A 26,224-nucleotide genomic window follows, 5' to 3' on the forward strand; every position below is an offset into this window, starting at 1 on the left:
GATCAGAATTGATAGCCCACCCCCAGATAGTAGCCCCAGCCGTCGGACCGGCCTTCGAAGGCGCCGTCGCCAAAGTTCAGCTCGGTGCCGTCGCTCCAGTTGCCACCATTGTGGAAATGCCGGGCGGCGAACATGAAGCGCAGGTGGGTGAAGGCATACAGCAGCACGTTGGTGGATACGGTGGCGTTGGCCGTACGCCCCGGCTCGTCGCCCAGCTTGGAGCCGAAATCGAAGTTGGTGAAGCCGACGTAGGTCAGGGAGGCGCCATTGTCGAACTTGGCCAGCGGCCAGATGTACTTGAGCTGCGCCCGATAGCCGTCCCAGGAATCCTCGTTGGCGGCGCCGTAGTTTTCCCACTGGCGCCGTCCGTACAGGTTGGCCGACAGCAACACCGGGGTATGGGTCTCGAGGTCGGTGCCGAAGCCGGCATAGAGGGTGTTCTGCCGGCTGGCGCGGCTGCTGCCATGATCATAGATCCAGTCGAACGCCAGGTACCATTCCTTGAACGGGCCGAAGGCCAGCGAGCGACCCAGCACCTGGTCGATGGAAATCCGCGGCTCGTGCTCCATGAACAGCGGCGAGCCGCGATCCCAGACCCCGGAGTCATGGCTGTTGCCGATACCCAGCACCCTGGGCACATCGATGTAGCCATAGAGTTCGAAGGGGCCCTTGCGGCCGAAGTACTCGTACTCCAGATAGACGTCGTCCACGGGCTGCGGGCCGAAGCTGATGTCCTTGCTACCGATCAGGGTCAGGTCCTGGTTGTACCAGGACGATAGATAGGGCGAGCGATCTTCCTCCGGCTGGGCGGCGGGACTGACGGTCTCGCCCTGGGCGCTATCGGTAGCTGCCGCTGGGGCGGCGAACAGGGGCGCACTGCAGCAGAACAGCAGTGGCAGCAGTGAAAGGGGAGCGCGACGGAGGCTGAACAGAGTCATGGAGAGTTCCTGAACGAGAGATCCCGAGAAGCCGGAAAAGCAGGCGGAGGGTCCGTGACCGCAAAGCGGGGGCGAGCCACGGTCATCCGCTGTTACGTTTTGGCGCACGCGGCACCGCCGTGCACCACAAAGTGGACCGATTGGTCCGAATGCCTGGGGCCTAGAGGCCGACGAAGAAGCCGGCCAGCGCCGCGCTCATCAGGTTGGCCAGGGTGCCGCCGAGCATGGCGCGCAAGCCCAACTTGGCCAGCTCGTGGCGGCGTTGCGGGGCGATACCGCCCAGGCCGCCGAGCTGGATGGCGATGGAGGAGAAATTGGCGAAGCCACAGAGGGCGAAGGTGACGATGACCTGGGCGTGTGCCGACAGCGGCTGGACGCCCGCTGCCGCCGCCTTGACCGGATCCAGGTAGGTCGACAGGTCGGCATAGGCGACGAATTCGTTGAGCACCAGCTTCTGGCCGATGAAGCCGCCGGCCTGCACCGCCTCGCTCCAGGGCACGCCGATGAGGAAGGCGACCGGCGCCAGCAGATAGCCCAGTACCAGTTGCATGCTCAGCTGCGGCATGCCGAACCAGGCGCCGCACCAGCCGAGGAGGCCATTGAGCAGGGCGATCAGGGCGATGAAGGCCAGCAGCATGGCGCCGACCGCCAGGGCGATGCGCAAGCCGACCTGGGCACCCTCGGCCGCCGCGTCTATGACGTTGGCCGGGCGCTCCTCGCCCTCCCCCAGGGTCTTCATGGTCTGGTCGCGCGGCTGCTCGGTCTCGGGCTCCATCAGCTTGGCCATCAGCAGCCCACCCGGCGCGGCCATGAAGCTGGCGGCGATCAGGTATTTCAGGTCCACGCCCATGCCGGCGTAGCCCAGCAGCACCGAGCCGGCCACCGCGGCGAAGCCGCCGACCATGATGGCGAACAACTCCGAGCGGGTGAGCTCGGCGATGAAGGGCCGCACCACCAGGGGCATTTCCGACTGCCCGAGGAACAGGGTGGCGGTCACGGTGGTGGACTCCACCCGGCTGGTGCCGAGCAGGGCGTGCAGGGCGCCACCGACCAGGCGAATGATCCAGCCCATGATGCCCAGGTAATAGAGCACCGCGATCAAGCTGCCGAAGAAGACGATCAGGGGTAGCACCCGCACGGCGAAGACGAAGCCGCCGTTTCCGAAGTACTCGAACATCCGCGGACCGGCGAGGCCGCCGAAGAGGAACTCGATGCCCTTGTCGGCATAGAGCTGCAAGGAGGCGACGGCACCGGAGACGCGGCCAAGCACCTGCTGGCCCCAGGGAATATAGAGCACGAACAGGCCGAGACCGGCTTGCAACAGGAAGGCCGCGAGCACGGTACGCAGCCGAATGGCGCGTCGCTGACGGGAGAAGAGGATGGCGATCGCCACCAGCAACAGCATGCCCAACACAGAGATCATCGACGGACTCCTCAGCGGGATCGCCGTTTGCGGCGATCGATGGGCGACAACCGTAAGCAAGGCGCCTGCCAGATCTTGTCCGGACGATCAGCTTTTTGTGACTGCTCAGTCAGCGAGGCGCAGCGGTCGCTCCAACTGCAGACCCGTGGGCGAGAGCCGCGCAGCATAGGCCAGCACCTGCACGCCCTGGCGCCGGGCCTCGCCCAGGGCCACGGCATAGGCGGCATCGATCTCGGCCGCCGGGCGTACCGCTTCCATGCCGTCGAGCAGCACGCAATAGAGCAGCACGGCGCGCTGCCCTGCCGCGGCCAGCGCCGCCAGTTCGCGCAGGTGGCGGGCACCGCGGGCAGTCACGGCGTCGGGAAACGCGGCGACGCCTGAACCGGCGAAGCCCAGGGTGACGCTCTTCACCTCCAGGTACAGCGGTCCTTCCGGGTACTCCAGGCGGAAATCGGCGCGGCTGTTCTCCAGGCCGTAGGCCACCTCGCGGCGCAGGGCGGTGAAGCCGGCCAACTCCGGGATGGCACCGGCCAGCAGGGCTTCCTCCACCAGGCGGTTGGCGCGGGCGGTGTTGATGCAGGCCAGCCGCCCGTGGTCCGTCTCCACCAATTCCCAGGTGCCGGGCAACTTGCGCTTGGGTCCGCTGGCCCGGCTGAACCAGACGCGGGCGCCGGGCGACTGGCAATGCAGCATGGAGCCGGTGTTGGGACAGTGCAGGGTGAGCACCTCGCCACTGGCGGTCTCGACGTCGGCGAGAAAGCGCTTGTAGCGGCGCAGCAGGCGACCTTCTTCCAGCGGCGGATCGAATTTCACCGGGCGCTCCAGCGTTGCAGTCCCTGGGCGATACGGGCGACCGCCTCCTCCAGGCGCGGCAGCGACTGGGTGTAGGCGAAGCGCACATGGGTATCGGCGCGGTGGCGACCGAAATCCAGCCCCGGGGTGATGGCCACGTGCTCGGTCTCCAGCAGGAACTGGCAGAAGGCGTAGGCATCGCCGCCAAAGGCCGAGATATCGGCATAGAGATAGAAGGCGCCCTGGGGCTCGACGGCGATCTCGAAGCCCAGCCCGCGCAGCGCCGGCAGCAGATAGTCACGCCGACGGGCGAACTCGGCGCGGCGCTCCTCGAAGATGACCATGGCCGCCGGGGTGAAGCAGGCCAGGGCGGCCTGCTGGGCGACGGTGGAGGCGCTGATGTAGAGATTCTGCGCCAGCTTTTCCAGCTCCGGTACGGCGGCGCGCGGCGCCACCAGCCAGCCGAGGCGCCAGCCGGTCATGCCGAAGTACTTGGAGAAGCTGTTGAGCACGAAGGCCGAGTCGTCCACCTCCAGCACGCTGGGGGCGTCCAGGCCATAGGTCAGGCCGTGGTAGATCTCGTCCACCACCAGATGGCCACCCCGCGCCTGGAGGCTGGCCGACAGGGCCGCGAGCTCGTCGCGGTCGAGCAGGGTCCCGGTCGGGTTGGCCGGCGAGGCCACCAGGGCGCCCACGCTCTCCGGCTGCCAGTGTCGTTCGACCAGTTCGGGCGTGAGCTGGTAGCGGGTATCGGCGCCGACCGGGATCAACTGGGCAGCCCCCTCCACCAGCCGCAGGAAGTGGCGATTGCAGGGATAGCCGGGATCGGCCAGCAACCAGTGGCGGCCCGGATCGACCAGCAGGGCGCTGGCCAGCAGCAGCGCACCGGAGCCGCCAGGGGTGATCAAGACCCGCTCCGGGTCCAGGTCGACGCCATAGCGTTCGCCATAAAAGGAGGCGATGGCGCGGCGCAGTTCCGGCAGGCCGCGCGCCGCGGTGTAATGCGTCTGGCCCGCCGCCAGGGCGGCCTGGCCGGCGGCCACCACGGGGGCGGCGGTCGTGAAGTCGGGCTCGCCGATCTCCAGGTGGATGACGTCGTGCCCGGCGGCCTGGAGCTGGTTGGCGCGCTCCAGCAGGGCCATCACATGGAAGGGCTCGATGGCCTGGCTGCGCGCGCTGTAGGAATTGGACATGGACGGGGTCCGAACTTGTGGCGAAGGCGGGATTCTAACCAAGGCTTCGCAGGCCGGCATCCGCCGCGTCCGGTGGAGCACCAGCACGGAGCGGGAGGCCAGTAGTAGCGCCCCCCGGAAGCTTCTGGTAAGTTCGCCCGCTTGCATCCGCAGGGCGACTGGCCAGTCGAGAACATATTCAGCCTGGCGTCGGCATTGCGCGGGACGTCATCGGCAGCCACAGCCCCCGGGCGTTCCATCATGGAGAGGCCTGGAAACGCATCCAGCCTGTGGACAGGATCAGCGAAAGTGAGAGGGTCAATCATGCCCAGCGAAGCAAATCAGCAGAACAATCATCTGGCCCGTGGCTACGAACCCTACCAGCCTGCCAAGGCCGAGGAATACATGAGTGAGCGCATGCGCGCCCACTTCACCGCCATTCTGAACAAGTGGAAGCAGGAACTGCGCGAGGAAGTCGATCGCACCGTACACCACATGAAGGAAGAAGCAGCCAACTTCGCCGATCCGGCCGATCGCGCCACCCAGGAAGAGGAATTCAGCCTGGAACTGCGCGCCCGCGACCGCGAGCGCAAGCTGATCAAGAAGATCGACGAGACGCTGCAGCTGATCGAAGACAACGAATACGGCTGGTGCGACTCCTGCGGCGTGGAAATCGGTATCCGCCGCCTGGAAGCCCGGCCGACCGCCAGTCTGTGCATCGATTGCAAGACGCTGGCCGAGATCCGCGAAAAGCAGACCGGGACCTGAGTTCTCCTGCCTCTTCGACGAGGGCGCTACGGCGCCCTTTGTTCTATCCGGCATTCACAGGATGAGCTATGTCCAGGCGCCCCTATGTCGGCCGTTTCGCCCCCACCCCCAGCGGTTACCTGCACTTCGGCTCCCTGGTCGCCGCCCTCGCCTCCTACCTGGACGCCCGTGCCGCGGGTGGTCGCTGGCTGGTGCGCATGGAAGACCTGGACCCGCCGCGCGAGGTCCCCGGCGCCCAGGCGGCCATCCTCGCCACCCTGGACGCCTATGGCTTCGAATGGGATGGCCCGGTGCTGCGCCAGAGCGAGCGCCTGGACGCCTACCGCGCGATCATCGGGCAGTGGCTGGCCAGCGGCCTGGCCTACGCCTGCGACTGCTCGCGCAAGCAGCTCGAAGGCAGTGGCGGTCTCTATCCTGGCTACTGCCGCAATCGGGGCCTGCCGGTCGCTGACGCCGCCATCCGCATCCGGGTCCCGGAGCTGGAATACCGCTTCGTCGACCGGGTGCAGGGCGAATTCCGCCAGCACCTGGGCCGCGAGGTGGGCGACTTCGTCATCCAGCGGCGTGACGGCCTGATCGCCTATCAGCTCGCCGTGGTGATGGACGACGCCTTGCAGGGCATGACCGACGTGGTACGCGGCGCCGACCTGCTGGACTCGACGCCGCGCCAGCTCTATCTGCAAGAACTGCTCGGCCATCCGGCACCGCGCTATCTGCACGTGCCGCTGCTGATCCAGCCCGACGGCCACAAACTGGGCAAGCGCTATCGCTCGCCACCCTTGCCGCCGGAACAGGCCGGGGCGCTGCTGGTACGCGCCCTGCGTACCCTGGGCCAGCCGACCTACCAGGAGCTGGCCCAAGAGCCTCCAGCCAGCGTCCTCGCCTGGGGCGTCGCCCACTGGGATGCCGGACTGATCCCGCGGGTGCTGCACCTGGCCGAGGCCCAGCTACCCGCTTGACTAGTAGTTGGGCCACAGCCCCGGCGTGACCAACTCCAGCAGATGCCCATCCGGATCGCGGAAATACAGGCTGGTGGCGCCGCGCGGCCACTGGGTTCGCTCTTCGATGGCCACCCCGGCGCCGGCCAGATGGGTCGCCCAGTCGTCCAGCTCGGCCGCCGTGATCGCCAGGGCCAGGTGCTGGCAGCCCCCGGGCGCCATGGGCTGGAATGCTGCCGCCCGGCAGTCTTACCGGCTGTTCGGTAGTGCCCCGCTGGAACAGCAACAACACGCTGGTACCCAAGGCGTAGGCGGCCAGGCGCCCATCGGCGAACATCGGCGCAAGGCCCAGCACCTCCTCGTAGAAGCGCCTCGCCCTGGCCAGGTCGGCGGCGTAGAGCGCGGTTTCCAGGACGGCCTGGAGCCGGGGCGTGGTCATCGGCGATCTCCAACGGCAAAGAAGCCTTCAAGGTAGAGCGGGGGTTCGCCGGGGTACACCGCTTTTGCATTACCATGGCGCCATCGCCGTTCGGGAACCGCGCATGTACATCTATCGGCTGGTCCTGCTCCTTGTGGTAGGCATCTATCTGTTCTCCCCCGCCATCATGGATTGGTGGATCGCCCCCAGCGGCGCCTGGTACCGCCCTTACCTGCTGTGGCTCATCCTCATCGTGGTGACCTTCATCCTGCAGAGCCAACGCGATGCCGACGAGCTTTAGCCTGTCCCACCTGGTGCTGATCAGCGCCGGCTATCTGCTGATCTTCTTCGGCGTCGCCTGGATGACCGAAAAGGGCTGGGTGCCGCGCCGGCTGGTGCGCCACCCGCTGATCTACACCCTGTCGCTGGGCGTCTACGCCAGCGCCTGGGCCTTCTATGGCACCGTGGGCCTGGCCTACGACTACGGCTACGGCTTCCTCGCCTACTACCTGGGGCTGTGCGGCGCCTTCCTGCTGGCGCCGGTGCTGCTCTATCCGATCCTGCGGCTGACCCGCGCCTACCAGCTGGCCTCCCTGGCCGACCTCTTCGCCTTCCGTTTCCGCAGCACCTGGGCCGGGGCCCTCACCAGCCTGGGCATGCTGATCGCCGTGCTGCCGCTGCTGGCGCTGCAGATCCAGGCGGTGGCCACCAGCACCGGCATCCTGGTGCAGGCCCGGGCTCAGGACGCCCCGGCGCTGGGCTTCTGCCTGTTGATCACATTGTTCGCCATGCTCTTCGGCGCGCGCCAGATCAACTCCAAGGAGCGCCATGAAGGCCTGGTGGTGGCCATCGCCTTCGAGTCCCTGGTCAAGCTGCTGGCCCTGGGCATCGTCGGCGGCGTCACCCTCTATACCGTGTTCGGCGGACCCAATGGCCTGGAGACCTGGCTGCAGCAGAACCAGAGCGCCCTCTCCACCCTGCATACCCCCCTGCAGGAAGGCCCCTGGCGGATCCTGCTGCTGGTGTTCTTCGCCGCGGCCATCGTCACCCCGCACATGTACCACATGGCCTTCACCGAGAATCTCAGCCCCCAGGCGCTGGTCAGCGCCAGCTGGGGCCTGCCGCTGTTCCTGCTGCTGATCAGCCTGGCGGTGCCGCCGATCCTCTGGGGCGGCCTGGCGCTGGGCTCGCCGACGCCACCGGAGTACTTCACCCTGGGCGTCGGCCTGGCACTGGACAATCCGCTGCTGGCGCTGGTGGCCTTCGTCGGCGGCCTGTCGGCGGCCAGCGGCCTGATCATCGTGGTGACCATGGCGCTATCGGGCATGCTGCTCAACCACATCGTGCTGCCGCTCTACCAGCCGCCCACCGATGGCAACATCTATCGCTGGCTGCGCATGACCCGGCGCATGCTGATCGCCGCCATCATCCTCGGCAGCTACGGTTTCTACCGGTTGCTGCAGGGCCATGGCGACCTTTCCAGCCTGGGCATCGTCTCCTTCGTCGCCACCGTGCAATTCCTGCCCGGCGCGCTGTCGGTGCTCTACTGGCAGACGGCCAACCGCAAGGGCTTCATCGCCGGCCTGCTGTGCGGCCTGGGCCTCTGGTTCCTGAGCATGCTGATGCCGCTGGTGGCCGACATCAATCCACTACAGATCGGCGCCTTCGGCTACCGCATCAGTGCCAGCAACTGGCACCTCGCCGCGGTGGCCTCGCTGACGGTCAACGTGCTGGTGTTCGCCCTGGTCTCGCTGTTCACCGAAGCCAGCGAAGAAGAGAAGAGCGCCGCCGAAGCCTGCGCGGTGGACAACGTGCGCCGTCCCCAGCGCCGCGAACTGGCGGCCAGTTCGCCGCAGGATTTCGCCGCCCAGCTGGCCAAGCCGCTCGGCGCCAAGACCGCGCAGAAGGAGGTCGAGCGGGCCCTGGCCGACCTGCTGCTGCCCTACGACGAACGCCGCCCCTATGCCCTGCGCCGCCTGCGCGACCGCATCGAGGCCAACCTTTCCGGCCTGATGGGGCCGCGGGTCGCCCAGGACATCGTCGAGACCTTCCTGCCGTTCAAGGCGGAGAGCGAGGCCTATGCCACCGAGGACATCCACTTCATCGAGAATCGCCTGGAAGACTACCAGTCGCGCCTGACCGGTCTCGCCGCCGAGCTGGACGCCCTGCGTCGCTATCACCGCCAGACCCTGCAGGAATTGCCCATGGGCGTCTGCTCCCTGGCGCGGGACCGCGAGATCCTGATGTGGAACCGCGCCATGGAGGAGCTCACCGGCATCGACGGCGCGCGGGTGGTGGGCTCGCGCCTGAACGCCCTGCCCGATCCCTGGCAGGACCTGTTCGAGCGTTTCCTCGCCGAACCGGCCCAGCAGCACCTCTATAAGCAACGCCTGCCCCAGGAACACGAGCAGCGCTGGCTCAACCTGCACAAGGCGACCATCGACGAACCCCTGGCGGTAGGCAGCAACGGCACCGTGCTGGTGGTGGAGGACATCAGCGAGACCCAGTTGCTGGAGGACCGCCTGATCCACTCCGAACGCCTGGCTTCCATCGGGCGGCTGGCCGCGGGGGTGGCCCACGAGATCGGCAACCCGGTCACCGGCATCGCCTGCCTGGCGCAGAACCTGCGCGAAGAGCGCGAGGCGGATGAAGAGATCGACGAGATCAGCAGCCAGATCATCGAGCAGACCCGGCGCATCACCCGCATCGTCCAGTCGCTGATGAGCTTCGCCCATGCCGGCGGCCGCCAGCAGGCCCACGAACCGGTGTGCGTGGCCGAGGCCGCCCAGGAAGCCATCGCCCTGCTCTCGCTCAACCGCCAGAGCGTGGACGTCGACTTCTTCAACCTCTGCGATCCCGAGCACCTGGTGCAGGGCGATCCGCAGCGCCTGGTGCAGGTCATGATCAACCTGCTGTCCAACGCCCGCGACGCCTCGCCCGCCGGCGCGCCGATCCGGGTACGCAGCGAAGCCCAGGGCCAGACCGTGACCTTGAGCGTCGAGGACGAAGGCAGCGGGATTCCCAAGGCCATCGTCAGCCGCCTGTTCGAACCCTTCTTCACCACCAAGGATCCGGGCAAGGGGACGGGGCTCGGCTTGGCTCTGGTCTATTCGATCGTAGAAGAGCATTATGGTCAGATAATGATCGATAGTCCTACCGACCCCGTGACCGGCCAAGGCACTCGCATTCGGGTGCTGCTGCCGCGCTATCTCGGGTTGCCGGAGGCGCCGTGACGGGGCCATCCGCCTGCTGGATGGCTCTGCTAAAGCATTCGGAAGTCCAGACGACCGCAACAAGACACGCTGCCTGGCGTGGGTCGTGCTGCCTTCCCGTAAGAGAGCGCACTTGATGGCCCATATCCTGATTGTCGAAGACGAGAAGATCATCCGCTCGGCGTTACGGCGCCTGCTGGAGCGCAACCAGTTCCGCGTCAGCGAAGCCGGCTCCGTCCAGGAAGCCCAGGATCTGTATGACGTGCCGAGCTTCGATCTCGTCATCAGCGATCTGCGCCTGCCCGGCGCCCCCGGTACCGAGATGATCGACCTCGCCAAGGGCAAGCCGGTACTCATCATGACCAGCTACGCCAGCCTGAGATCGGCGGTCGACTCCATGAAGCAGGGTGCGGTGGACTACATCGCCAAGCCCTTCGATCATGACGAGATGCTGCAGGCCGTGGCGCGCATCCTGGTGGAGCGCGAGCAGCGCCCGACCGCCGTGGCCGAGGAAAGCGTCGCCCCGCCGCCCGCCACCGGCGAGATCGGCATCATCGGCAACTGCGCGCCGATGCAGGACCTCTTCGGCAAGATCCGCAAGGTCGCGCCCACCGACTCCACCGTGCTCATCCAGGGCGAGTCGGGCACCGGCAAGGAATTGGTGGCGCGGGCGCTGCACAACCTGTCGCGCCGGGCCAAGGCGCCGCTGATCTCGGTCAATTGCGCGGCCATCCCCGAGACGCTGATCGAATCCGAGCTGTTCGGCCACGAGAAGGGCGCCTTCACCGGCGCCAGCGCCAGCCGTACCGGCCTGGTGGAAGCGGCCGACGGCGGCACCCTGTTCCTCGACGAGATCGGCGAACTGCCCCTGGAAGCCCAGGCGCGGCTCCTGCGCGTGCTGCAGGAGGGCGAGATCCGCCGGGTCGGCTCGGTGCAGTCGCAGAAGGTCGACGTGCGCCTGATCGCCGCTACCCATCGCGACCTCAAGGGCCTGGCCAAGATCGGCCAGTTCCGCGAAGACCTCTTCTATCGCCTCAATGTGATCTCCCTGCGCCTGCCGGCCCTGCGCGAGCGCGGCGGTGACGTGATGGAGATCGCCCGGGTGTTCCTCGCCCGCCAGTCGGCGCGCATGAGCCGCCCCGGGCTCAAGTTCGGCGCCGAGGCCGAGGCGGCCATCCGTCACTACAGCTGGCCGGGTAACGTGCGTGAGCTGGAGAACGCCATCGAGCGCTCGGTGATCCTCAGCGAAGGCCAGGAGATCAATGCCGACCAGCTGGGTATCGACGTCGAGCTGGGCGAGCTGGACCTGGCCGACAGCTACCTCGATCCGCTGCCCGCTACCGGGCTGGGTAATGGCAACGGTGCCCACGAGCCCACCGAGGATCTGTCCCTGGAAGACTACTTCCAGCATTTCGTGCTCGAACACCAGGACCACATGACCGAGACCGAACTCGCCCGCAAGCTCGGCGTCAGTCGCAAGTGCCTGTGGGAACGCCGTCAGCGCCTGGGCATCCCCCGCCGCAAGGCCAGCGCCAGCAGCGACGCCAGCTGACAGGATCCGGTGCGTGGAACCTCTTCACGCTCCGGAGGTAACACCCCCTCCCCCGCCACCACAGCCGTTGCAATGTGTTACCGCCGTAACAGGGAGCGGGTTCAGCGGTAACGAAATAGCCTCTGTAGCCCAGCAGCAAAAAGGCTACATTTTTCGCAAGCCATTGAAATACAAGCAATTTTAAAAACTGGCACGGCATCTGCTTTATGTTCTGGCACAACAACAATAAAAACGTACCCACGCCATAACAAAAACAAGACGTAGCGACTCCAGCACAATAAGAACAAGCAGGCGGAGGCGTAGCTAACTGATCATTTTGGAGAAGAGTCGTCCCGCGGGATGTTTCGCGCGATGCCAGGACAGAGAACAACAAAACTGCCCCGAGGCAGCACCCGTACCAGGCAGAGCAGGAATGATCCTGACGGCATCAGCTTCCAAAGTAATCCGTTTGCTCTTGGCTCTAGACTTCAGAGCCTTTCCGGCGGCCGGTATCCGCACGGGACAGACCACACAAGAAAAACAAGAGGTCTGGATAGACAATAAAAACAAAGCACGTACCACTTTGGGGGGGAGCTTCGGCTCCCCCAGTGCCTTTGACAGCCTCCCCTCCCTCGTTCAAGATCCCCTCCTTATCTATTGCGCAATGGCCCAAGCTATGGTCCAGACTGCGTATAGCCGTCTTCCCGAACAGAAACTCGCATGCTGAAGAAGCTGATCCAGACCCTGCGCTCGCCCCTGCGGCGTCCTGCGCCCGCGCCCACCTTGCCCATCGAACTGCCCCGCAGTCAGCATGCTCTGGAACGAGAGCGCATCAGCCGCCACGCCCTGAGCGTCGTCGACCGGCTGGAAAAGGCGGGCTATCAGGCCTACCTGGTAGGCGGTTGCGTGCGAGACCTGCTGCTGGGCCTCGAACCCAAGGATTTCGACGTGGCCACCAGCGCCACGCCCGAACAGGTCCGTGCCGAATTCCGCAATGCCCGGGTCATCGGGCGGCGCTTCAAGCTGGTCCATGTGCATTTCGGCCGCGAGATCATCGAGGTCGCGACCTTCCGCGCCAATCACCCCACCGGGGAAGCCGAGGACGAATCCCAGGGCTCGCGCCACGAAAGCGGGCGGATCCTGCGCGACAACATCTATGGTAACCAGGAACAGGATGCCCAGCGGCGTGACTTCACCATCAACGCCCTCTATTACGATGCCAGCGGCGAGCGCATCCTCGACTACGCCAATGGCACCCAGGACATCCGCCTGCGGCAGATCCGCCTGATCGGCGATCCCGAGCAACGCTACCTGGAAGATCCGGTGCGGATGCTGCGCGCCGTGCGCTTCGCGGCCAAGCTGGACTTCCAGATCGAGGCGGCCACCGCCGAGCCCATCAGTCGCCTGGCCCCGCTGCTGCGCGATATCCCGGCGTCGCGCCTGTTCGACGAGGTCATCAAGCTGCTGCTGGGCGGCAAGGCCGAGCGCACCTTCGAGCTGCTCTGCCAGTACGGCCTGTTCGCGCCGCTCTTCCCCGCCAGTGGCGAGGCCCTGGAGCGGGATCCCGAGTACGCCGGCACCCTGATCCGCCAGGCGCTGGCCAATACCGATGCACGCATCCGCGAAGGCAAGCCGGTCACCCCGGCCTTCCTCTTCGCCGCCCTGCTGTGGCCCGCCTTGCCCGAGCGCGTCCGTCATCACCAGGACCTGGGCCTGCCGCCGATTCCGGCCATGCAGGAAGCCGCCCACGAACTGACCCAGCAACAGTGCCAGCGCACCGCCGTTCCCAAGCGTTTCACCATGCCCATGCGCGAGATCTGGGACATGCAGGAACGCCTGCCCCGTCGTCAGGGCCGCCGCGCCGACCAGTTGCTGGAAAATCCGCGTTTCCGCGCCGGCTACGACTTCCTGTTGCTGCGCGAGAGCGCGGGCGAGGAGACTGGCGGGCTGGGCGAATGGTGGACGCGCTACCAGGAAGTCGGCGACAGCCAGCGGCGCGAGATGATCAAGAACCTCAGCCGAGACGAGGGCGCACCGGCCAAGCGTCGGCGTCGCGGGGGCAGCAATCGCAAGCGGCGCACCTCGGATGCGCCCACCTCCGGCGACGAATGATGGAGCGGGTCTATCTCGGCCTGGGCAGCAACCTGGCCGAGCCGCGGCAGCAACTGGAAGCGGCCCTGCAGGCCCTGGCCAGCTTGGCTGACAGCCAGCTGGTGGCGGTCTCGTCCTTCTACGCCAGCGACCCCCTGGGCCCGCCCGACCAGCCGCGCTACGTCAATGCCGTGGCCGCCCTGGATACCTGCCTGGCACCCCTGGCACTGCTCGACGCCACCCAGGCGATCGAGCTACAGCAGGGCCGGGTGCGCAAGGACGAACGCTGGGGACCCCGCACCCTAGACATCGACATCCTGCTGTTTGGCGAGCGACTGATCGACGAGCCGCGCCTGCAGGTCCCCCACTACCACCTGCAGGCGCGAGCCTTCGTGCTCTATCCGCTGGCCGATCTCGCGCCCGAGCTACAGCTGCCCGACGGCCGTCGGCTGCCCGACCTGCTGGCCGCCTGCCCCTTCGCGGGCCTGGAACGCCTGGCCCCACTGTTACCCAGCCGGTAACACGGCGGTAACAACGGTCATTGACTTGTGCCGGATGCGCCAGGACTATAGCAGCCGCTTTCGCGCGGCCATCCCGCGCCCGCGGCGCCCAGACAATAACCATAGCGCCGTCCCACGAGGACCCTTTTTCATGCCTGATATCAGCCTCACGACCCTTCAGGGTCTCAAGCAGCGCGGCGAGAAGATCGCCATGCTGACCGCCTACGATGCCACCTTCGCCCAGGCTGCCAGCCAGGCCGGCGTCGAGATGCTGCTCATCGGCGATTCGCTGGGCATGGTGCTGCAGGGCCACGACAGCACTCTGCCGGTGACCCTGGATGACATGGTCTACCACACCGCCTGCGTCAAACGCGGCCACGCCGGGGCCTTCATCGTCGCCGACCTGTCGTTCATGACCTACGCCACCCTGGAGCAGACCCTGACCAGCGCCGGCCGGCTGATGCAGGCCGGTGCCCAGATGGTCAAGCTCGAAGGCGACGCCTGGCTGGCCGAACCGATACGGCGTCTGGCCGCCAATGGCGTGCCGGTCTGTGCCCACCTGGGCCTGACGCCCCAGTCGGTCAACGTCTTCGGCGGCTTCAAGGTGCAGGGTCGCGATCCGCAGCGCGCCCAGCAGCTGCGCGACGCAGCCAAGGAACTGGAAGAGGCCGGCGCCGCCATGCTGTTGCTCGAATGCGTGCCTTCGGCGCTGGCCGAAGAGATCACCCGGGCTGCCCGCGTACCGGTGATCGGCATCGGCGCCGGGGCCGCCACCGATGGCCAGGTACTGGTGCTGCACGACATGCTAGGTCTGGCACTGCGCGGTCGCACGCCCAAGTTCGTGCGCAATTTCATGGCCGGCCAGGACAGCATCCAGGCAGCCCTTTCGGCCTACGTCGCCGCCGTCAAGGACGGCAGCTTCCCCGCCCCCGAACATGGATTCTCCGCATGAAGACGGTCCATAGCGTCCGCGAATTGCGCGTCGCCGTTGCCGCCGCGCGCCGCCAGGGCTTGCGCATCGGCCTGGTACCCACCATGGGCAACCTGCACGCCGGTCATATCGCCCTGGTGGAAACGGCCCGCCGCCACGCCGACTTCGTCGTGGCGAGCATCTTCGTCAATCCGCTGCAATTCGGCCCGAGCGAGGATCTGGACAAATATCCGCGCACCCTCGCCGAGGACAGCCGACAGCTCAGTGAGGCCCATTGCGATCTGCTCTTCGCCCCGGCGGTAACGGAGATGTATCCGCAGGGCATGGACGGCCTGACCCGGGTCAACGTACCTCTGGTGTCCGAGGGTCTCTGTGGCGCGCGACGCCCGGGCCATTTCGAAGGCGTGGCGACGGTGGTCACCAAGCTGTTCCAGATGGCCCAGCCGGACGTGGCGGTGTTCGGCGAGAAGGACTACCAGCAGCTGGCGGTGATCCGCAAGCTGGTCCAGGACCTGGACATGCCCATCGAGATCGTCGCCCAGCCGACCGTGAGGGCCACCGACGGCCTGGCGCTGTCGTCGCGCAATGGCTATCTCGATGACAGCCAGAGGGCCAGCGCGCCCTGCCTGTACGGCCTGTTGAAACGCCTGGCCGACCAACTCGCCAGCGGCGCCCCGGTCGAGCCGACCCTGGCCGCCGGTGTCGCCGAATTGCAAGATCAGGGGCTTAAGGTCGACTATCTGGAGCTGCGTCGACAGGCTAGCCTGCAACCCGCTGGCGCGGAGGATCGCGACCTGGTCCTGCTGGTGGCCGCCTATCTCGGCCAGACCCGCCTGATCGACAATCTGAGCTTTCGCCGCAGGCCCTGAATGTGACGCAACCGAAGGTTAGCGCACCCAAGCCTGCCCGCACCCTGGAAGCCCGGAACATACCGGGCTTTTTCATGCTCGAAGCGCATCGCCGCGCCGCGTCCGATTTTCCCTTGCAAGCCGCCGGCTTGTGGGGCACAACAGCAAACAAGAGCCACCAAGGAAAAGCCGACCCATGGAGTACTATCAACAGCCCCTCGATGTGACCCAGCTCGCCTCCTGGAAAGCGCTGCAGGATCACCGCAAGGCCATGCAGAACTTCCGCATGCGCGATGCCTTCGCCGCCGATCCGCAGCGTTTCAAGCATTTCTCCCTGAGCACCAGCGGTCTGTTCCTCGACTACTCCAAGAACCTCATCACCGAGCAGACCCGCGAACTGCTGGTCAACCTGGCCCGTGAAGCGGGTCTCGAAGGGGCCATCCATACCCTGTTCAGCGGCGCCTACGTCAACTCGTCCGAGCAGCGTCCGGCCCTGCACACCGCGCTGCGCCGTCCGGTGGGCGACAGCGTCCAGATCGATGGCCAGGACATCATGCCCGAGGTGCATCGGGTCCTGAACCAGATGACCGAGCTGGTCACCCGCATCCACAACGGTCTCTGGCGCGGCTACACCGAGAAGCCCATCACCGACGTGGTGAACATCGGCATCGGTGGCTCCTTCCTCGGCCCGCAACTGGTGTCCGAGGCGCTGGTACCCTTCACCCAGCGCGGCGTACGCTGCCATTACCTGGCCAACATCGACGGCAGCGAATTCCGCGAGGTCACCTCCAAGCTGGCCGCCGACACCACCCTGTTCATCGTTTCCTCCAAGTCCTTCGGTACCCTGGAAACGCTGAAGAACGCCCAGGCCGCACGGGCCTGGTGCCTGGCCCAGGGCTGCCCCGAGCCGGAGCTGCACAAGCACTTCATCGCGGTCTCCAGCAACGTCAAGGTGGCGGTGGAATTCGGTATCGCCGAAGAGAACATCTTCCCCATGTGGGACTGGGTCGGCGGCCGCTATTCGCTGTGGTCGGCCATCGGCCTGCCCATCGCCCTGGCCATCGGCATGTCCAACTTCAAGGACCTGCTGGCCGGCGCCTACGCCATGGACCAGCACTTCACCAGCGCGCCCTTCGAGGAGAACATGCCGGTGCTGCTGGGCCTGCTGGGAGTCTGGTACGGCAACTTCTGGGGCGCCACCAGCCACGCCATCCTGCCCTACGACCACCACCTGCGTAACTTCGTGAAGCACCTGCAGCAGCTGGACATGGAGTCCAACGGCAAGAGCGTGCGCCAGGACGGCTCGCCGGTGAGCATGGAGACCGGCCCGGTGATCTGGGGTGGCGTCGGCTGCAACGGTCAGCACGCCTATCACCAGTTGCTGCACCAGGGCACCCAACTGATCCCCGGCGACTTCATCGTCCCGGTGGTGAGCCACAACCCGGTGGCCGATCACCAGCAGTGGCTGTATGCCAACTGCCTGTCGCAGAGCCAGGCGCTGATGCTGGGCAAGACCCGCGAAGAAGCCGAGACCGAACTGCGCGAGAAGGGCCTGGGCGAGGCCGAGATCGCCAAGCTGGCGCCGCACAAGGTGATCCCGGGCAACCGCCCGAGCAACACCCTGGTGCTGGAACGCATCTCGCCGCGGCGCCTGGGGGCGCTGGTGGCCCTGTACGAGCACAAGGTGTTCGTGCAGAGCGTCATCTGGGGCATCAACTGCTTCGACCAGTGGGGCGTCGAGCTGGGCAAGGAGCTGGGCAAGGACGTCTACCAGCACATCATCGGTCGTAGCGAAGGCAAGGCCGACGATGGTTCGACCCAGGGCCTGATCGATTACTTCCGCGGTCGCCACCGCGGCTAAGAAGCTATCCACGATCTGCTGCGCGTCGGCCAAACTGCGTTGAAAATGCCTTCGGAATGCTCATTTACTCTGTGTAAACTCCGCTTCCTCAGGCATTTTCGCCTTGTTTGGCTCTAGCTCGCGAGATCGTGAACAGCTTCTATTCATGCTCGCCCATCCCCAAAAGCGCCGCCCTGCGGCGCTTTTTTCGTTTTGTCGTCTGGCTGAACCCCGCCTCGTCTTCCGCGGCCTAAACTAGGAGCACAACAACACCAAGAAGGAGCCGGCCATGAGCCAACGCTACCCCGTGCCTGAGCGCCTGAGCGCCCGTACCCATCTGGACGAAGCCCGTTACCGCGAACTCTACCAGCGCTCGGTGGAGCAGCCGGAGCGCTTCTGGAGCGAACAGGCCAGCGCCCTGCTCGACTGGTTCCGCACCTGGGACGAGGTCCATAGCGGTGACCTGCGCCAGGGTCGCACCCGCTGGTTCAGCGGCGGCCAGCTCAACGTCGCCTACAACTGCATCGACCGCCACCTGGCCGCCCGTGGCGACCAGACCGCCATCCTCTGGGAAGGCGACGATCCCGCCGACAGCCAGGCCATCACCTATCGCCAGCTGCACGAACAGGTCTGCCGGCTGGCCAACGTGCTCAAGGCTCGCGGCGTCGAGAAGGGCGACCGGGTCTGTCTCTATCTACCGATGATTCCCGAGGCGGCCTATGCCATGCTGGCCTGCGCGCGCATCGGTGCGGTGCATTCGGTGGTGTTCGGTGGCTTCTCGCCGGAGGCGCTGCGCGATCGCATCCTCGATTCCGACTGCCGGGTGGTGATCACCGCCGACGAGGGCGTCCGCGGCGGCAAGCGTATCCCGCTCAAGGCCAATGTCGACAAGGCCCTGGCCAGATGCCCCGACGTCCATACCGTAGTACTGGTCGAGCGCACCGGCGCCGAGGTCGCCCGCCAGCCGGGCCGTGACCTGCCCTATGCCCAGGCGGTGGCCGAGGCAGCGGCCGATTGCCCGGCGGAGCCCATGGATGCCGAGGACCCGCTGTTCATCCTCTACACCTCGGGCTCCACCGGCAAGCCCAAGGGAGTGCTGCACACCACCGGGGGCTACCTGCTGGGCGCCACCTTGAGTTTCAAGTACCTGTTCGACTATCACGAAGGCCAGGTCTTCTGGTGTACCGCCGACGTCGGCTGGGTGACTGGCCACAGCTATATCGTCTACGGCCCGCTGGCCAATGGCGCCACCACCCTGATGTTCGAAGGAGTGCCGAGCTACCCGGATGCCAGTCGCCTGTGGCAGGTGGTGGACAAGCACCAGGTCAACATCTTCTACACCGCGCCGACCGCGCTGCGCGCCCTCATGCGCGAAGGCGATACGCCGGTGCAGCGCACCTCGCGGCAGAGCCTACAGCTGCTGGGTAGTGTCGGCGAGCCGATCAACCCGGAGGCCTGGGAGTGGTATCACCGGGTGGTGGGCGAGGGTCGCTGCCCCATCGTCGACACCTGGTGGCAAACCGAGACCGGCAGCATCCTCATCGCCCCGCCACCCGGCGCCCTGGCGCTGAAGCCCGGCTCGGCCACCCTGCCCTTCTTCGGCGTGCAGCCGGTGCTGCTCGACGAGCAGGGCCAGGAGATCGAGGGGCCTGGCAGCGGCGTGCTGGCGATCAAGGCCAGTTGGCCGAGCCAGATCCGTACCGTGTACGGCGATCACCAGCGGCTGATCGATACCTACTTCAGCGCCTATCCGGGGTATTACTTCACCGGCGACGGTGCCCGGCGGGACGAGGACGGCTACTACTGGATCACCGGCCGCGTGGACGACGTCCTCAACGTCTCCGGCCATCGCATCGGCACCGCCGAGGTGGAGAGCGTGCTCACCGAGCATCCCGACGTGGCCGAGGCGGCGGTGGTGGGTTGCCCCCACGAGGTCAAGGGCCAGGCGGTCTACGCCTTCGTCACCACCAAGGGTGGGGTGACGCCGAGCGATGAACTCAAGGCGCAGCTGCGCCAGCAGGTGGCCGACCAGATCGGCAGCTTCGCCAAGCCGGAATTCCTGCAGTGGGCCCCCGCCCTGCCCAAGACCCGCTCCGGCAAGATCATGCGACGCATCCTGCGCAAGATCGCCTGCGACGAACTGGACAGCCTGGGCGATACCTCGACCCTGGCCGACCCCTCGGTGGTCGACAGCCTGATCGAGGCACGCCTCAACCGCGCGACCAACGGCTGAACCCAGGGCGAAAAAAAGCCCCGCTTGGCGGGGCTTTTTCGTACCGGTTGCCTTAGTGGGCGGCCTGCATCCGGTGCTTCAGGTCACGCATGCGATCATGGGTCGCACGGGCCTTTTCCAGCTGGCTGCGCAGACTGGTCTGGGCATCCGGCGTGGCGTGTTCGTTGACGGCGCGTTCCAGGGCATGCAGCAGGCGGTCTTCCTGCTCTTCCAGTTCACTGACGTAGGTGACCTCTTCCCGCTCCTTGCTGGCGAAGGAGGTTTTGACGTCTGTGTAGTACTTGCGGAAGCTGCCGGCGAAGGTACCCTGCTCGGCAGGCTTGTCACCTGCAGCCGATACCTGGCTGCTCAAGGCGCTGATGATCTCGGCCTTGCTCTGGGCGATCTCGGTGAAGAGCGCCTTCAATTCGGGGTTCTTCACTTCGGTGAGGGCGTGCTCATAGAAATTCTTGCCATCACGGGCGATCTCGATCAGATCGTTGAGGGTTTCGGTCGTGCTGGTCATGACGGTTCTCCGGGGTGAAGGGAGATGGCAGCGACCGGCGCCGCCATCGTCCTCGGGTGTTACTGAGCGGCTTTCAGCGCATCAGCCGAGACGGCCTTGACGCCCTTGATAGCCTTGGCTTCCTTGATCGCCAGGTCGCGCTGGGCTTCGGTGGCCACGGTGCCGGACAGGGAGACGACGCCTTTGTTGGTCTCGACCTTGATGGCAGTGCCCTTGATGTGTTCGTCAGCCAGGAAGGACGCCTTCACCTTGCTGGTGATCCAGGTGTCGGACGCGGCTTCTTCGGTCTTGTCCACGGTGTTGTTGGCCGCCAGGGTCATGTTCTGGCTGGTGGCAGCGAAAGCACCGCCGGCCAGCGGCAGGCTCAGTACGGAAGCGGTGACGGCAGCGAGGGCAAAGGTACCGAAAGTCTTTTTCATGAGATGACTCCTGTTTTCCTTGGTTGTACTGCGCCCAGGTCCTGGCAGCAGCGACCTAGATGTAGAGCGCAACGCTTGCGCCGAATTCCAAAGACAATTAAAGACGTTTCAAATCAATGACTTATATAAAAACAGCGGAACCAACCAGCGGGCAAATTGCAAGGTAGTGGTAAAACCGCCTGGTAATTTGCACGAGATCGGACGACCCTGCCGGGGCTGTCTGGAATGCCCTCTTCACCCAGGTTCCCGCGGTGCAGGACGAGGCTTCCGACGAGCAGCAATTCTGCTGGGCTGAACCAGAACTGCGGCACCGTTAACAGGTCAGAGTTGAACTGAACCCGACAGCTACGATCGGGCCATCGAGGATCCGGGATGCGGCTCCCCTCCCCCGCGCGCATTGCCCTGACGTACCTGGTGCTGAGCGCCCTCTGGGTGATCGGCAGCGATGTCCTGTTGCAGACCCTGATCGGCGAGCGGGCCAGTCACTATCCCTGGCAGACCTTCAAGGGCCTGGGCTTCGTCAGTCTCATAGCGCTGGTGCTCTATGTGCTGATGCAGCGCCAGCTCAAGCACCGGGAAGGCGTCATTCAAGCGCTGCAACGGCAGCGCGAAACCCAGGACTTCATTCAGCGGCTGACCAACACCGGTGACTGGCAGCTGCTAGCGAATGGCCGCCTGCTCTGCTCCGATCGCAGCCTGGTGATGCTCCACCAGCCGCTGACCAGTGGACCTCTCGATTTCGCCACCATCGTCGCCTGCGCGCGCGCCGATGACCGCGACCATGTGCGCAGCATGCTCGAACGCCTGCAGCACATGCAGGGCCCGCTGAACTTCTCCGCGCACTTCGCCGACGGCGCGGGCAGCTGGCGCTGGCTCAACTGGCAGAGTGACTTCGACGAAGCCGGGATTACCCGCGGCGCCCTGGTCGACATCACCAGCCACAAGCTGGCCGAGCAGGCGCTGCAGGACAGCCAGCGGCGTTATCGCGAGCTGGTCCAGCACCTACCGCTGGTGGTGTTCGCCAGCGATCACCGCGGGCGCTGGCAGTTTCTCAACCCGGCCTGGGAGAGCCTCACCGGCCAAGCCGCGACCCAGCAACTCAACCAGCCGCTGCACCAGGCCTTCCACCCCCAGGATGGCGCCCGGCTGCGCCAGCTGGTGGCCGACTTCGCCGCGGCCCAACGCCTGCACTGGAATGGCGTGGTACGGCTGCGACTGTCGGTGGAAAGTCATCGCTGGATGCAGATGGAACTGCGGGCGGGACTGGACGGCGAGATCCAGGGCACCCTGACCGACATCCACCACGACTACCAGGCCCAGCAGCTGCAGCAGGCGCGGAGCGACGTCCTCGATGATCTGCTCAGCGGCCTGCCGCTGGCGGAAATCCAGCAGGGCATCGCCTTGCGGCTGGAGCGGATCTATCCCGAGATGCGCGTCGCCCTGCTGCTGGATGACCAGGACGAGCACCTCCGGGTGGCCGCTGCGCCCAGCCTGCCACCGGCCTTCCAGGCAGCCCTGGAAAGCGTACCCCGGCAGCGTCACGACCAGGGCTGCTGCAGCGCCGTCACCAGCAATGCGCCGGTGTTCACCATCGATGTCGAGCTGGATCCCGCCTGGCAGCCGCTGTTGCCGGCGGCCCTGGCGGCCGGCATCCGTGGCGCCTGGGCCTTGCCGTTGCAGGACGAGCAGCAACGTGCCGTCGGCGCCCTCGGCATCTACTACGGCGAGGCGCGCCTGCCCGAACCGGAAACCCAGGCGCTGATCACCGAATTCACCCGCCTGGCGGTGCTGGCGATCCGCCAACAGCGCGTCGTCCAGGCCCAGCGCGCCAGCGAGGCGCGCTACCGCGGCATCTTCGAGCAGGCCTACACCGGCATCATGCTCAGCGACCTGGAAGGCCGCTGGCTGAGCGTCAATCATCACTTCTGCCAGATGCTCGGCTACTCGCAACCGGAATTGCTGCAAAAGGATGCTGCCGCGGTTACCCATCCGGACGAACGCGGCCTGGGCGCCGCCCTGCGCAAACAGCTGATCGACACCGGCCAGGATCGCTACACCCTGGAGAAACGCTATCTGCACCGTAGCGGCCAGCCGGTCTGGGCCAATGTCACCACCCGGTTGATCCGCGACGACCACGGCGTGCCCCAATACTTCATCAGCACCGCCCAGGACATCACCCTGCGCAAGCAGCAGGAAGAAAGCCTGCGCCAGGCCGCGGCGATGTTCCAGAACAGCCGCGATGGCCTGCTGTTGCTCGATCAGCGCCGCTGGGTCTTGGCCGTGAATCCGGCCTTCGCCCGGCTGCTGGGTACCCAGGAGGGCGCCCTGCTCGGGCAGCGCCTGGGCCTGCCCGGCGGCGGGCGACAGGACCCGCGCTTCTATCGCGAGCTATGGCGGACGGTGCGCCGCGAGGGGCGCTGGGAAGGCGAACTGCTCTGGCCACGGGTCGATGGCAGCACCTTCCCCGCCTGGACCGCCATCGACACCCTCTATCCTCGGGAAACCCGGCAGTACACGGTCACGGTCAGCGATACCACCCGACTGCGGGAAAGCGAGGCGCGCCTGAGCCACCTGGCGCACCACGATCCGCTGACCGACCTGCCCAATCGCCTGCTGGCGCGTACCCATCTCGAGCACGCGCTGGCCCTCGCCGAATCCCAGGAGCACCTGGTCGCGGTCCTGATCCTCGACTTCGACCATTTCCGCACCGTGAACGAAAGCCACGGCCACGCCCTCGGCGACGAACTGCTGGTGGAATTCGCCGCGCGCCTGCGCGCCCTGCTCAGCGAGGACATCACCCTGGCCCGCCTCGGCGGCGACGAATACCTGGTCATCATCGAACGGGTGGACCGCCCGGAGTTCGCCGCCCAGATCGCCCAGGCGATGCTTAGCAAGCTGGAGCAGCCCTTCCCCCTGGGCGATCACGACATCTATCTCAGCGCCAGCATCGGCATCAGCCTCTTTCCCGACGATGGCAACAGCGCCGACGACCTCATCCGCAATGCCGACACCGCCATGCACCAGGCCAAGGACCAGGGACGCGACACCTTCCGCTTCTATACCCAGGCCCTCACCGAGCAGTCGCGGCGCCGCCTCAACCTGGAGTCACGGCTGCGCACGGCGCTCAAGCGGGGCGATTTCGTCCTGCACTACCAGCCGCTGATGAGCGTGAGCACGGCCCAGGCCATCGGCGTGGAAGCCCTGGTGCGCTGGCAGGATCCCGAGCTGGGTCTCATCCCGCCCACCGAATTCATCCCGCTGGCCGAGGAAACCGGACTCATCGTGCCGCTGGGCGACTGGATCATCGAGACGGCCTGCCAGCAGATGCACAGCTGGCTGGAGTTGGGATTCGAGCTGGGCACCCTGGCGATCAACATCTCGCCGCGCCAGTTCGCCAAGCGCGACCTGGCCAGCACCATCTCCCGCGCCCTGGCGCGCAGCCGCCTCCCGGCCGAGCATCTGGAGCTGGAGATCACCGAGGGCACCCTGATGGACAACGTCGAAGAGGCGCTGATGTCCCTGGCCACCCTCAAGACGCTGGGGGTACGCATTGCCGTGGACGACTTCGGCACCGGCTACTCCTCGCTGGCCTATCTGCGGCGCTTCCCCCTCGACAAGCTGAAGATCGACCAGAGCTTCATGCACGAATTGCGCAGCGACAGTGGCACCCACGGTACCCAGGCCATCGCCGCAGCCATCGTCGCCCTGGGCCATGGCCTGGACCTGAACGTGCTGGCCGAGGGGGTGGAGACCACCGAGCAGTGGGACATCCTGCGCAAGCTGGGTTGCCAGCAGTGCCAGGGCTTCCTGTTCAGCCCGCCCCTGGCGCCCAAGGACTTCGAAGCCTGGTATGCCGAACGGCAGAGGGCACGCGCCTAGCGTCCAGACCGACGAATGTCACTGTCCTGCAATCAAAACCCCTCTAGAATCGGAACTCCACTTTCCGTCTGTCCCCGAGGGTACCAGCATGAAGATCGTGGTTCGTCCTTTGCGCAAGTCCACCACCAGTGCCTGGCAGGTGTGCCTCGACAAGCAGGCCATCACCTTTCTCAGCGAAGCCGACGCCCGTAGCTACGTGGCGACCCTGGAAGCCCGTATCGCCGCGCCCCATCCGCTGCCCCTGCGCGAGGCCGCGCCAGCCGTAGCGGCGCCGCTCTAGCCAGCCGCCGCCCTTGGTCCAGGTGGATCGTCCCGGCGTCAGCGGCGAATGCCAGGGCAGCGACGATCCACGCTGGTTTTCTCCAGGTAATCGGATAGCCGGCTATCGATGATGTAACTTTTGCTGCCCCAGCCCCATCCTACCCCTAGGTCCCGCGCTCGCGGGGTCTCGTTGTCTGATGGATCTGGAACGCCCATGCTCGAACTCGCTGCTGCCTTCATCTGCTTCACCTCGCTGCTCACCTACCTCAATTTCCGCTTCGTCGGCCTGCCGCCCACCATCGGCGTCATGGTCATCGCGCTGATCTTCTCGGTCGGCCTGCAGAGCCTGTCCTGGCTGGGCTTTCCCGGCCTCGAGCACCGCATCGGCGAGCTGCTCGGGCAGATCGACTTCAACGACCTGCTGATGAACTGGATGCTCGGCTTCCTGCTGTTCGCCGGGGCCCTGCACGTCAATCTCAAGGACCTGCGCGACTACAAGTGGGCCATCGGCGGCCTGGCCACCCTCGGCGTGGTCATCTCCACGGTGCTGATCGGCTACCTGACCTTCTGGATCTTCGGCTGGCTGGGCTGGCACATCGACCTGCTCTACTGCCTGATCTTCGGCGCCCTGATCTCGCCCACCGACCCCATCGCCGTGCTCGGCATCCTGCGCTCGGCTGGCGCGCCCAAATCGCTGGAGACCACCATCGTCGGCGAGGCGCTGTTCAACGACGGCGTGGCCGTGGTGGTCTATTCGGTGCTGCTGGGGGTGATCCAGCTAGGTGAGGCGCCTACGGTCAATGCCGCGCTCTGGCTGTTTCTTGAAGAGGCCGGTGGCGGCATCCTGTTCGGCCTGGTGATCGGCTTCCTCTGCTACTGGCTGATGCTGAGCATCGAGCAGCACCAAATCGAGGTGATGCTGTCCCTGGCCCTGGTGATCGGCGGCTCGACCCTGGCCAGCCACCTGCACGTCTCCGGTCCCATCGCCATGGTGGTCGCCGGCCTGATCATCGGCAACCTGGGCCGCACCAAGGCCATGAACGACTTCACCCGGCGCTACCTGGATGGTTTCTGGGAACTGATCGACGAGATCCTCAATGCCCTGCTGTTCGCCCTGATCGGCATGGAGCTGCTGGTGCTGCCGTTCAGCTGGACCCACCTCGGCGCGGCCTTCATGGTCACCCTGGCGATCCTCTTCGCCCGCTGGATCAGCGTGGCGCCGGTGGTACTGCTCAGTCCGCACTGGCGCAACATGACCCGCGGCACGGCGCGCATCCTCACCTGGGGCGCCCTGCGCGGTGGCGTCTCGGTCGCCCTGGCGCTGAGCCTGCCCGCCGGCCCCGAGCGGGACCTGATCCTGGCGCTGACCTACATCGTGGTGCTGGTTTCCATCCTCGGCCAGGGCCTGACCATCGGCCGGGTAGTCAAGAGCGTCACCGGCGGCGCCCCGGTCGTCCGCGACGACCACCACTGATCCCAAAACGAGAGAACCCCGCCGTGGCGGGGTTCTCTGCGCAACAGCCGA

General features: G+C 66.2%; 21 protein-coding genes. 14 read left to right on the forward strand and 7 right to left on the reverse strand.

Translation table 11 applies throughout. The annotated features are described in order from the left end of the window. Positions 1 to 2 precede the first annotated feature (2 nt). From ACYJP6_RS00065 to ACYJP6_RS00080, 4 genes are all read right to left on the reverse strand, one after another. Positions 3 to 938 (reverse strand): nucleoside-specific channel-forming protein Tsx, encoded by a 936-nt coding sequence (locus ACYJP6_RS00065; protein ID WP_459472280.1) that lies wholly within the window; start codon positions 936 to 938, stop codon positions 3 to 5. 160 nt (positions 939 to 1,098) lie between these two features. Further along, positions 1,099 to 2,361 (reverse strand): NupC/NupG family nucleoside CNT transporter, encoded by a 1,263-nt coding sequence (locus ACYJP6_RS00070; RefSeq protein ID WP_459472282.1) that lies wholly within the window; start codon positions 2,359 to 2,361, stop codon positions 1,099 to 1,101. Positions 2,362 to 2,466: 105 nt separating this feature from the next. Further along, on the reverse strand, positions 2,467 to 3,174 hold the full coding sequence (sfsA, locus tag ACYJP6_RS00075; RefSeq protein ID WP_459472284.1) for a DNA/RNA nuclease SfsA: 708 nt from the start codon (positions 3,172 to 3,174) through the stop codon (positions 2,467 to 2,469). Beyond that, positions 3,171 to 4,346: a pyridoxal phosphate-dependent aminotransferase gene (locus ACYJP6_RS00080; RefSeq protein ID WP_459472286.1), complete on the reverse strand. Its 1,176-nt coding sequence runs from the start codon at positions 4,344 to 4,346 to the stop codon at positions 3,171 to 3,173. Before ACYJP6_RS00080 ends, sfsA begins: the two co-directional genes overlap by 4 nt. Before the next feature lie 303 nt (positions 4,347 to 4,649). Between ACYJP6_RS00080 and dksA the strand changes: the two genes are divergently transcribed. Further along, complete coding sequence (gene dksA, locus ACYJP6_RS00085; RefSeq protein WP_459472287.1) at positions 4,650 to 5,093, forward strand: RNA polymerase-binding protein DksA; 444 nt, start codon at positions 4,650 to 4,652, stop codon at positions 5,091 to 5,093. A gap of 68 nt (positions 5,094 to 5,161) precedes the next feature. Next, the gene (gene gluQRS / locus ACYJP6_RS00090) at positions 5,162 to 6,052 is read left to right on the forward strand and encodes a tRNA glutamyl-Q(34) synthetase GluQRS (RefSeq protein ID WP_459472289.1); all 891 of its coding nucleotides are present in this window, start codon (positions 5,162 to 5,164) and stop codon (positions 6,050 to 6,052) included. Here the strand turns inward: gluQRS and ACYJP6_RS00095 are convergent, their stop codons facing one another. Next, on the reverse strand, positions 6,053 to 6,253 hold the full coding sequence (locus ACYJP6_RS00095; RefSeq protein WP_459472291.1) for a VOC family protein: 201 nt from the start codon (positions 6,251 to 6,253) through the stop codon (positions 6,053 to 6,055). It lies immediately after the preceding gene. 320 nt (positions 6,254 to 6,573) lie between these two features. Between ACYJP6_RS00095 and ACYJP6_RS00100 the strand changes: the two genes are divergently transcribed. The 9 genes from ACYJP6_RS00100 to acs all read left to right on the forward strand — a co-directional run bounded on the left by ACYJP6_RS00100 (position 6,574) and on the right by acs (position 19,635). After that, positions 6,574 to 6,750 carry a hypothetical protein gene (locus ACYJP6_RS00100; RefSeq protein WP_007159707.1) on the forward strand — a complete coding sequence of 59 codons (177 nt, stop codon included), beginning with the start codon at positions 6,574 to 6,576 and terminating at the stop codon, positions 6,748 to 6,750. After that, complete coding sequence (locus ACYJP6_RS00105; RefSeq protein WP_459472293.1) at positions 6,734 to 9,682, forward strand: sensor histidine kinase; 2,949 nt, start codon at positions 6,734 to 6,736, stop codon at positions 9,680 to 9,682. The genes ACYJP6_RS00100 and ACYJP6_RS00105 overlap by 17 nt, the downstream gene beginning before the upstream one ends. 115 nt (positions 9,683 to 9,797) lie before the next feature. Beyond that, the gene (locus ACYJP6_RS00110; RefSeq protein ID WP_459472295.1) at positions 9,798 to 11,213 is read left to right on the forward strand and encodes a sigma-54-dependent transcriptional regulator; all 1,416 of its coding nucleotides are present in this window, start codon (positions 9,798 to 9,800) and stop codon (positions 11,211 to 11,213) included. 699 nt (positions 11,214 to 11,912) lie between these two features. Continuing rightward, positions 11,913 to 13,304, forward strand: coding sequence for a polynucleotide adenylyltransferase PcnB (locus tag ACYJP6_RS00115; RefSeq protein WP_145008665.1), 1,392 nt, complete (start codon positions 11,913 to 11,915; stop codon positions 13,302 to 13,304). Beyond that, the gene (folK, locus tag ACYJP6_RS00120) at positions 13,301 to 13,804 is read left to right on the forward strand and encodes a 2-amino-4-hydroxy-6-hydroxymethyldihydropteridine diphosphokinase (protein ID WP_459472297.1); all 504 of its coding nucleotides are present in this window, start codon (positions 13,301 to 13,303) and stop codon (positions 13,802 to 13,804) included. Before ACYJP6_RS00115 ends, folK begins: the two co-directional genes overlap by 4 nt. 130 nt (positions 13,805 to 13,934) lie before the next feature. After that, positions 13,935 to 14,735: a 3-methyl-2-oxobutanoate hydroxymethyltransferase gene (gene panB / locus ACYJP6_RS00125; RefSeq protein ID WP_459472299.1), complete on the forward strand. Its 801-nt coding sequence runs from the start codon at positions 13,935 to 13,937 to the stop codon at positions 14,733 to 14,735. After that, a complete protein-coding gene (gene panC / locus ACYJP6_RS00130) occupies positions 14,732 to 15,583 on the forward strand; it encodes a pantoate--beta-alanine ligase (protein WP_459472300.1) in 852 nt (283 codons plus the stop codon). Before panB ends, panC begins: the two co-directional genes overlap by 4 nt. 175 nt (positions 15,584 to 15,758) lie before the next feature. Beyond that, positions 15,759 to 17,423, forward strand: coding sequence for a glucose-6-phosphate isomerase (gene pgi / locus ACYJP6_RS00135; protein WP_459472302.1), 1,665 nt, complete (start codon positions 15,759 to 15,761; stop codon positions 17,421 to 17,423). A 268-nt stretch (positions 17,424 to 17,691) separates the two neighbouring features. Further along, positions 17,692 to 19,635 (forward strand): acetate--CoA ligase, encoded by a 1,944-nt coding sequence (gene acs, locus ACYJP6_RS00140; protein WP_459472304.1) that lies wholly within the window; start codon positions 17,692 to 17,694, stop codon positions 19,633 to 19,635. A gap of 52 nt (positions 19,636 to 19,687) precedes the next feature. Here acs and ACYJP6_RS00145 read toward each other — a convergent pair whose 3' ends face one another. Both ACYJP6_RS00145 and ACYJP6_RS00150 read right to left on the reverse strand, forming a co-directional pair. Then, a complete protein-coding gene (locus tag ACYJP6_RS00145) occupies positions 19,688 to 20,140 on the reverse strand; it encodes a PA2169 family four-helix-bundle protein (RefSeq protein WP_459472306.1) in 453 nt (150 codons plus the stop codon). A 59-nt stretch (positions 20,141 to 20,199) separates the two neighbouring features. Continuing rightward, positions 20,200 to 20,559 carry a BON domain-containing protein gene (locus tag ACYJP6_RS00150; RefSeq protein ID WP_007159717.1) on the reverse strand — a complete coding sequence of 120 codons (360 nt, stop codon included), beginning with the start codon at positions 20,557 to 20,559 and terminating at the stop codon, positions 20,200 to 20,202. 372 nt (positions 20,560 to 20,931) lie between these two features. Between ACYJP6_RS00150 and ACYJP6_RS00155 the strand changes: the two genes are divergently transcribed. The 3 genes from ACYJP6_RS00155 to ACYJP6_RS00165 all read left to right on the forward strand — a co-directional run bounded on the left by ACYJP6_RS00155 (position 20,932) and on the right by ACYJP6_RS00165 (position 26,173). Beyond that, positions 20,932 to 24,438, forward strand: a complete 3,507-nt coding sequence (locus ACYJP6_RS00155; protein ID WP_459472308.1) for a bifunctional diguanylate cyclase/phosphodiesterase — start codon at positions 20,932 to 20,934, stop codon at positions 24,436 to 24,438. 88 nt (positions 24,439 to 24,526) lie between these two features. Beyond that, a complete protein-coding gene (locus ACYJP6_RS00160; protein ID WP_459472310.1) occupies positions 24,527 to 24,718 on the forward strand; it encodes a hypothetical protein in 192 nt (63 codons plus the stop codon). Between the two features lie 195 nt (positions 24,719 to 24,913). Continuing rightward, entirely contained in the window at positions 24,914 to 26,173 is a 1,260-nt protein-coding gene (locus ACYJP6_RS00165) for a cation:proton antiporter (protein ID WP_459472312.1), read from the forward strand. Positions 26,174 to 26,224: the final 51 nt, after the last annotated feature.

It is taken from the genome of Pseudomonas sp. No.117 (assembly GCF_054558395.1).

What these genes read in the sequence shown, in the direction of transcription:
- ACYJP6_RS00065 (WP_459472280.1), bottom strand. Translation starts at nt 938, where the DNA reads ATGACTCTGTTCAGCCTCCGTCGCGCTCCCCTTTCACTGCTGCCACTG.
- ACYJP6_RS00070 (WP_459472282.1), bottom strand. Translation starts at nt 2,361, where the DNA reads ATGATCTCTGTGTTGGGCATGCTGTTGCTGGTGGCGATCGCCATCCTC.
- ACYJP6_RS00080 (WP_459472286.1), bottom strand. Translation starts at nt 4,346, where the DNA reads ATGTCCAATTCCTACAGCGCGCGCAGCCAGGCCATCGAGCCCTTCCAT.
- dksA (WP_459472287.1), top strand. Translation starts at nt 4,650, where the DNA reads ATGCCCAGCGAAGCAAATCAGCAGAACAATCATCTGGCCCGTGGCTAC.
- gluQRS (WP_459472289.1), top strand. Translation starts at nt 5,162, where the DNA reads ATGTCCAGGCGCCCCTATGTCGGCCGTTTCGCCCCCACCCCCAGCGGT.
- ACYJP6_RS00095 (WP_459472291.1), bottom strand. Translation starts at nt 6,253, where the DNA reads ATGGCGCCCGGGGGCTGCCAGCACCTGGCCCTGGCGATCACGGCGGCC.
- ACYJP6_RS00100 (WP_007159707.1), top strand. Translation starts at nt 6,574, where the DNA reads ATGTACATCTATCGGCTGGTCCTGCTCCTTGTGGTAGGCATCTATCTG.
- ACYJP6_RS00105 (WP_459472293.1), top strand. Translation starts at nt 6,734, where the DNA reads ATGCCGACGAGCTTTAGCCTGTCCCACCTGGTGCTGATCAGCGCCGGC.
- ACYJP6_RS00110 (WP_459472295.1), top strand. Translation starts at nt 9,798, where the DNA reads ATGGCCCATATCCTGATTGTCGAAGACGAGAAGATCATCCGCTCGGCG.
- ACYJP6_RS00115 (WP_145008665.1), top strand. Translation starts at nt 11,913, where the DNA reads ATGCTGAAGAAGCTGATCCAGACCCTGCGCTCGCCCCTGCGGCGTCCT.
- folK (WP_459472297.1), top strand. Translation starts at nt 13,301, where the DNA reads ATGATGGAGCGGGTCTATCTCGGCCTGGGCAGCAACCTGGCCGAGCCG.
- panB (WP_459472299.1), top strand. Translation starts at nt 13,935, where the DNA reads ATGCCTGATATCAGCCTCACGACCCTTCAGGGTCTCAAGCAGCGCGGC.
- panC (WP_459472300.1), top strand. Translation starts at nt 14,732, where the DNA reads ATGAAGACGGTCCATAGCGTCCGCGAATTGCGCGTCGCCGTTGCCGCC.
- pgi (WP_459472302.1), top strand. Translation starts at nt 15,759, where the DNA reads ATGGAGTACTATCAACAGCCCCTCGATGTGACCCAGCTCGCCTCCTGG.
- acs (WP_459472304.1), top strand. Translation starts at nt 17,692, where the DNA reads ATGAGCCAACGCTACCCCGTGCCTGAGCGCCTGAGCGCCCGTACCCAT.
- ACYJP6_RS00145 (WP_459472306.1), bottom strand. Translation starts at nt 20,140, where the DNA reads ATGACCAGCACGACCGAAACCCTCAACGATCTGATCGAGATCGCCCGT.
- ACYJP6_RS00150 (WP_007159717.1), bottom strand. Translation starts at nt 20,559, where the DNA reads ATGAAAAAGACTTTCGGTACCTTTGCCCTCGCTGCCGTCACCGCTTCC.
- ACYJP6_RS00155 (WP_459472308.1), top strand. Translation starts at nt 20,932, where the DNA reads ATGCGGCTCCCCTCCCCCGCGCGCATTGCCCTGACGTACCTGGTGCTG.
- ACYJP6_RS00160 (WP_459472310.1), top strand. Translation starts at nt 24,527, where the DNA reads ATGAAGATCGTGGTTCGTCCTTTGCGCAAGTCCACCACCAGTGCCTGG.
- ACYJP6_RS00165 (WP_459472312.1), top strand. Translation starts at nt 24,914, where the DNA reads ATGCTCGAACTCGCTGCTGCCTTCATCTGCTTCACCTCGCTGCTCACC.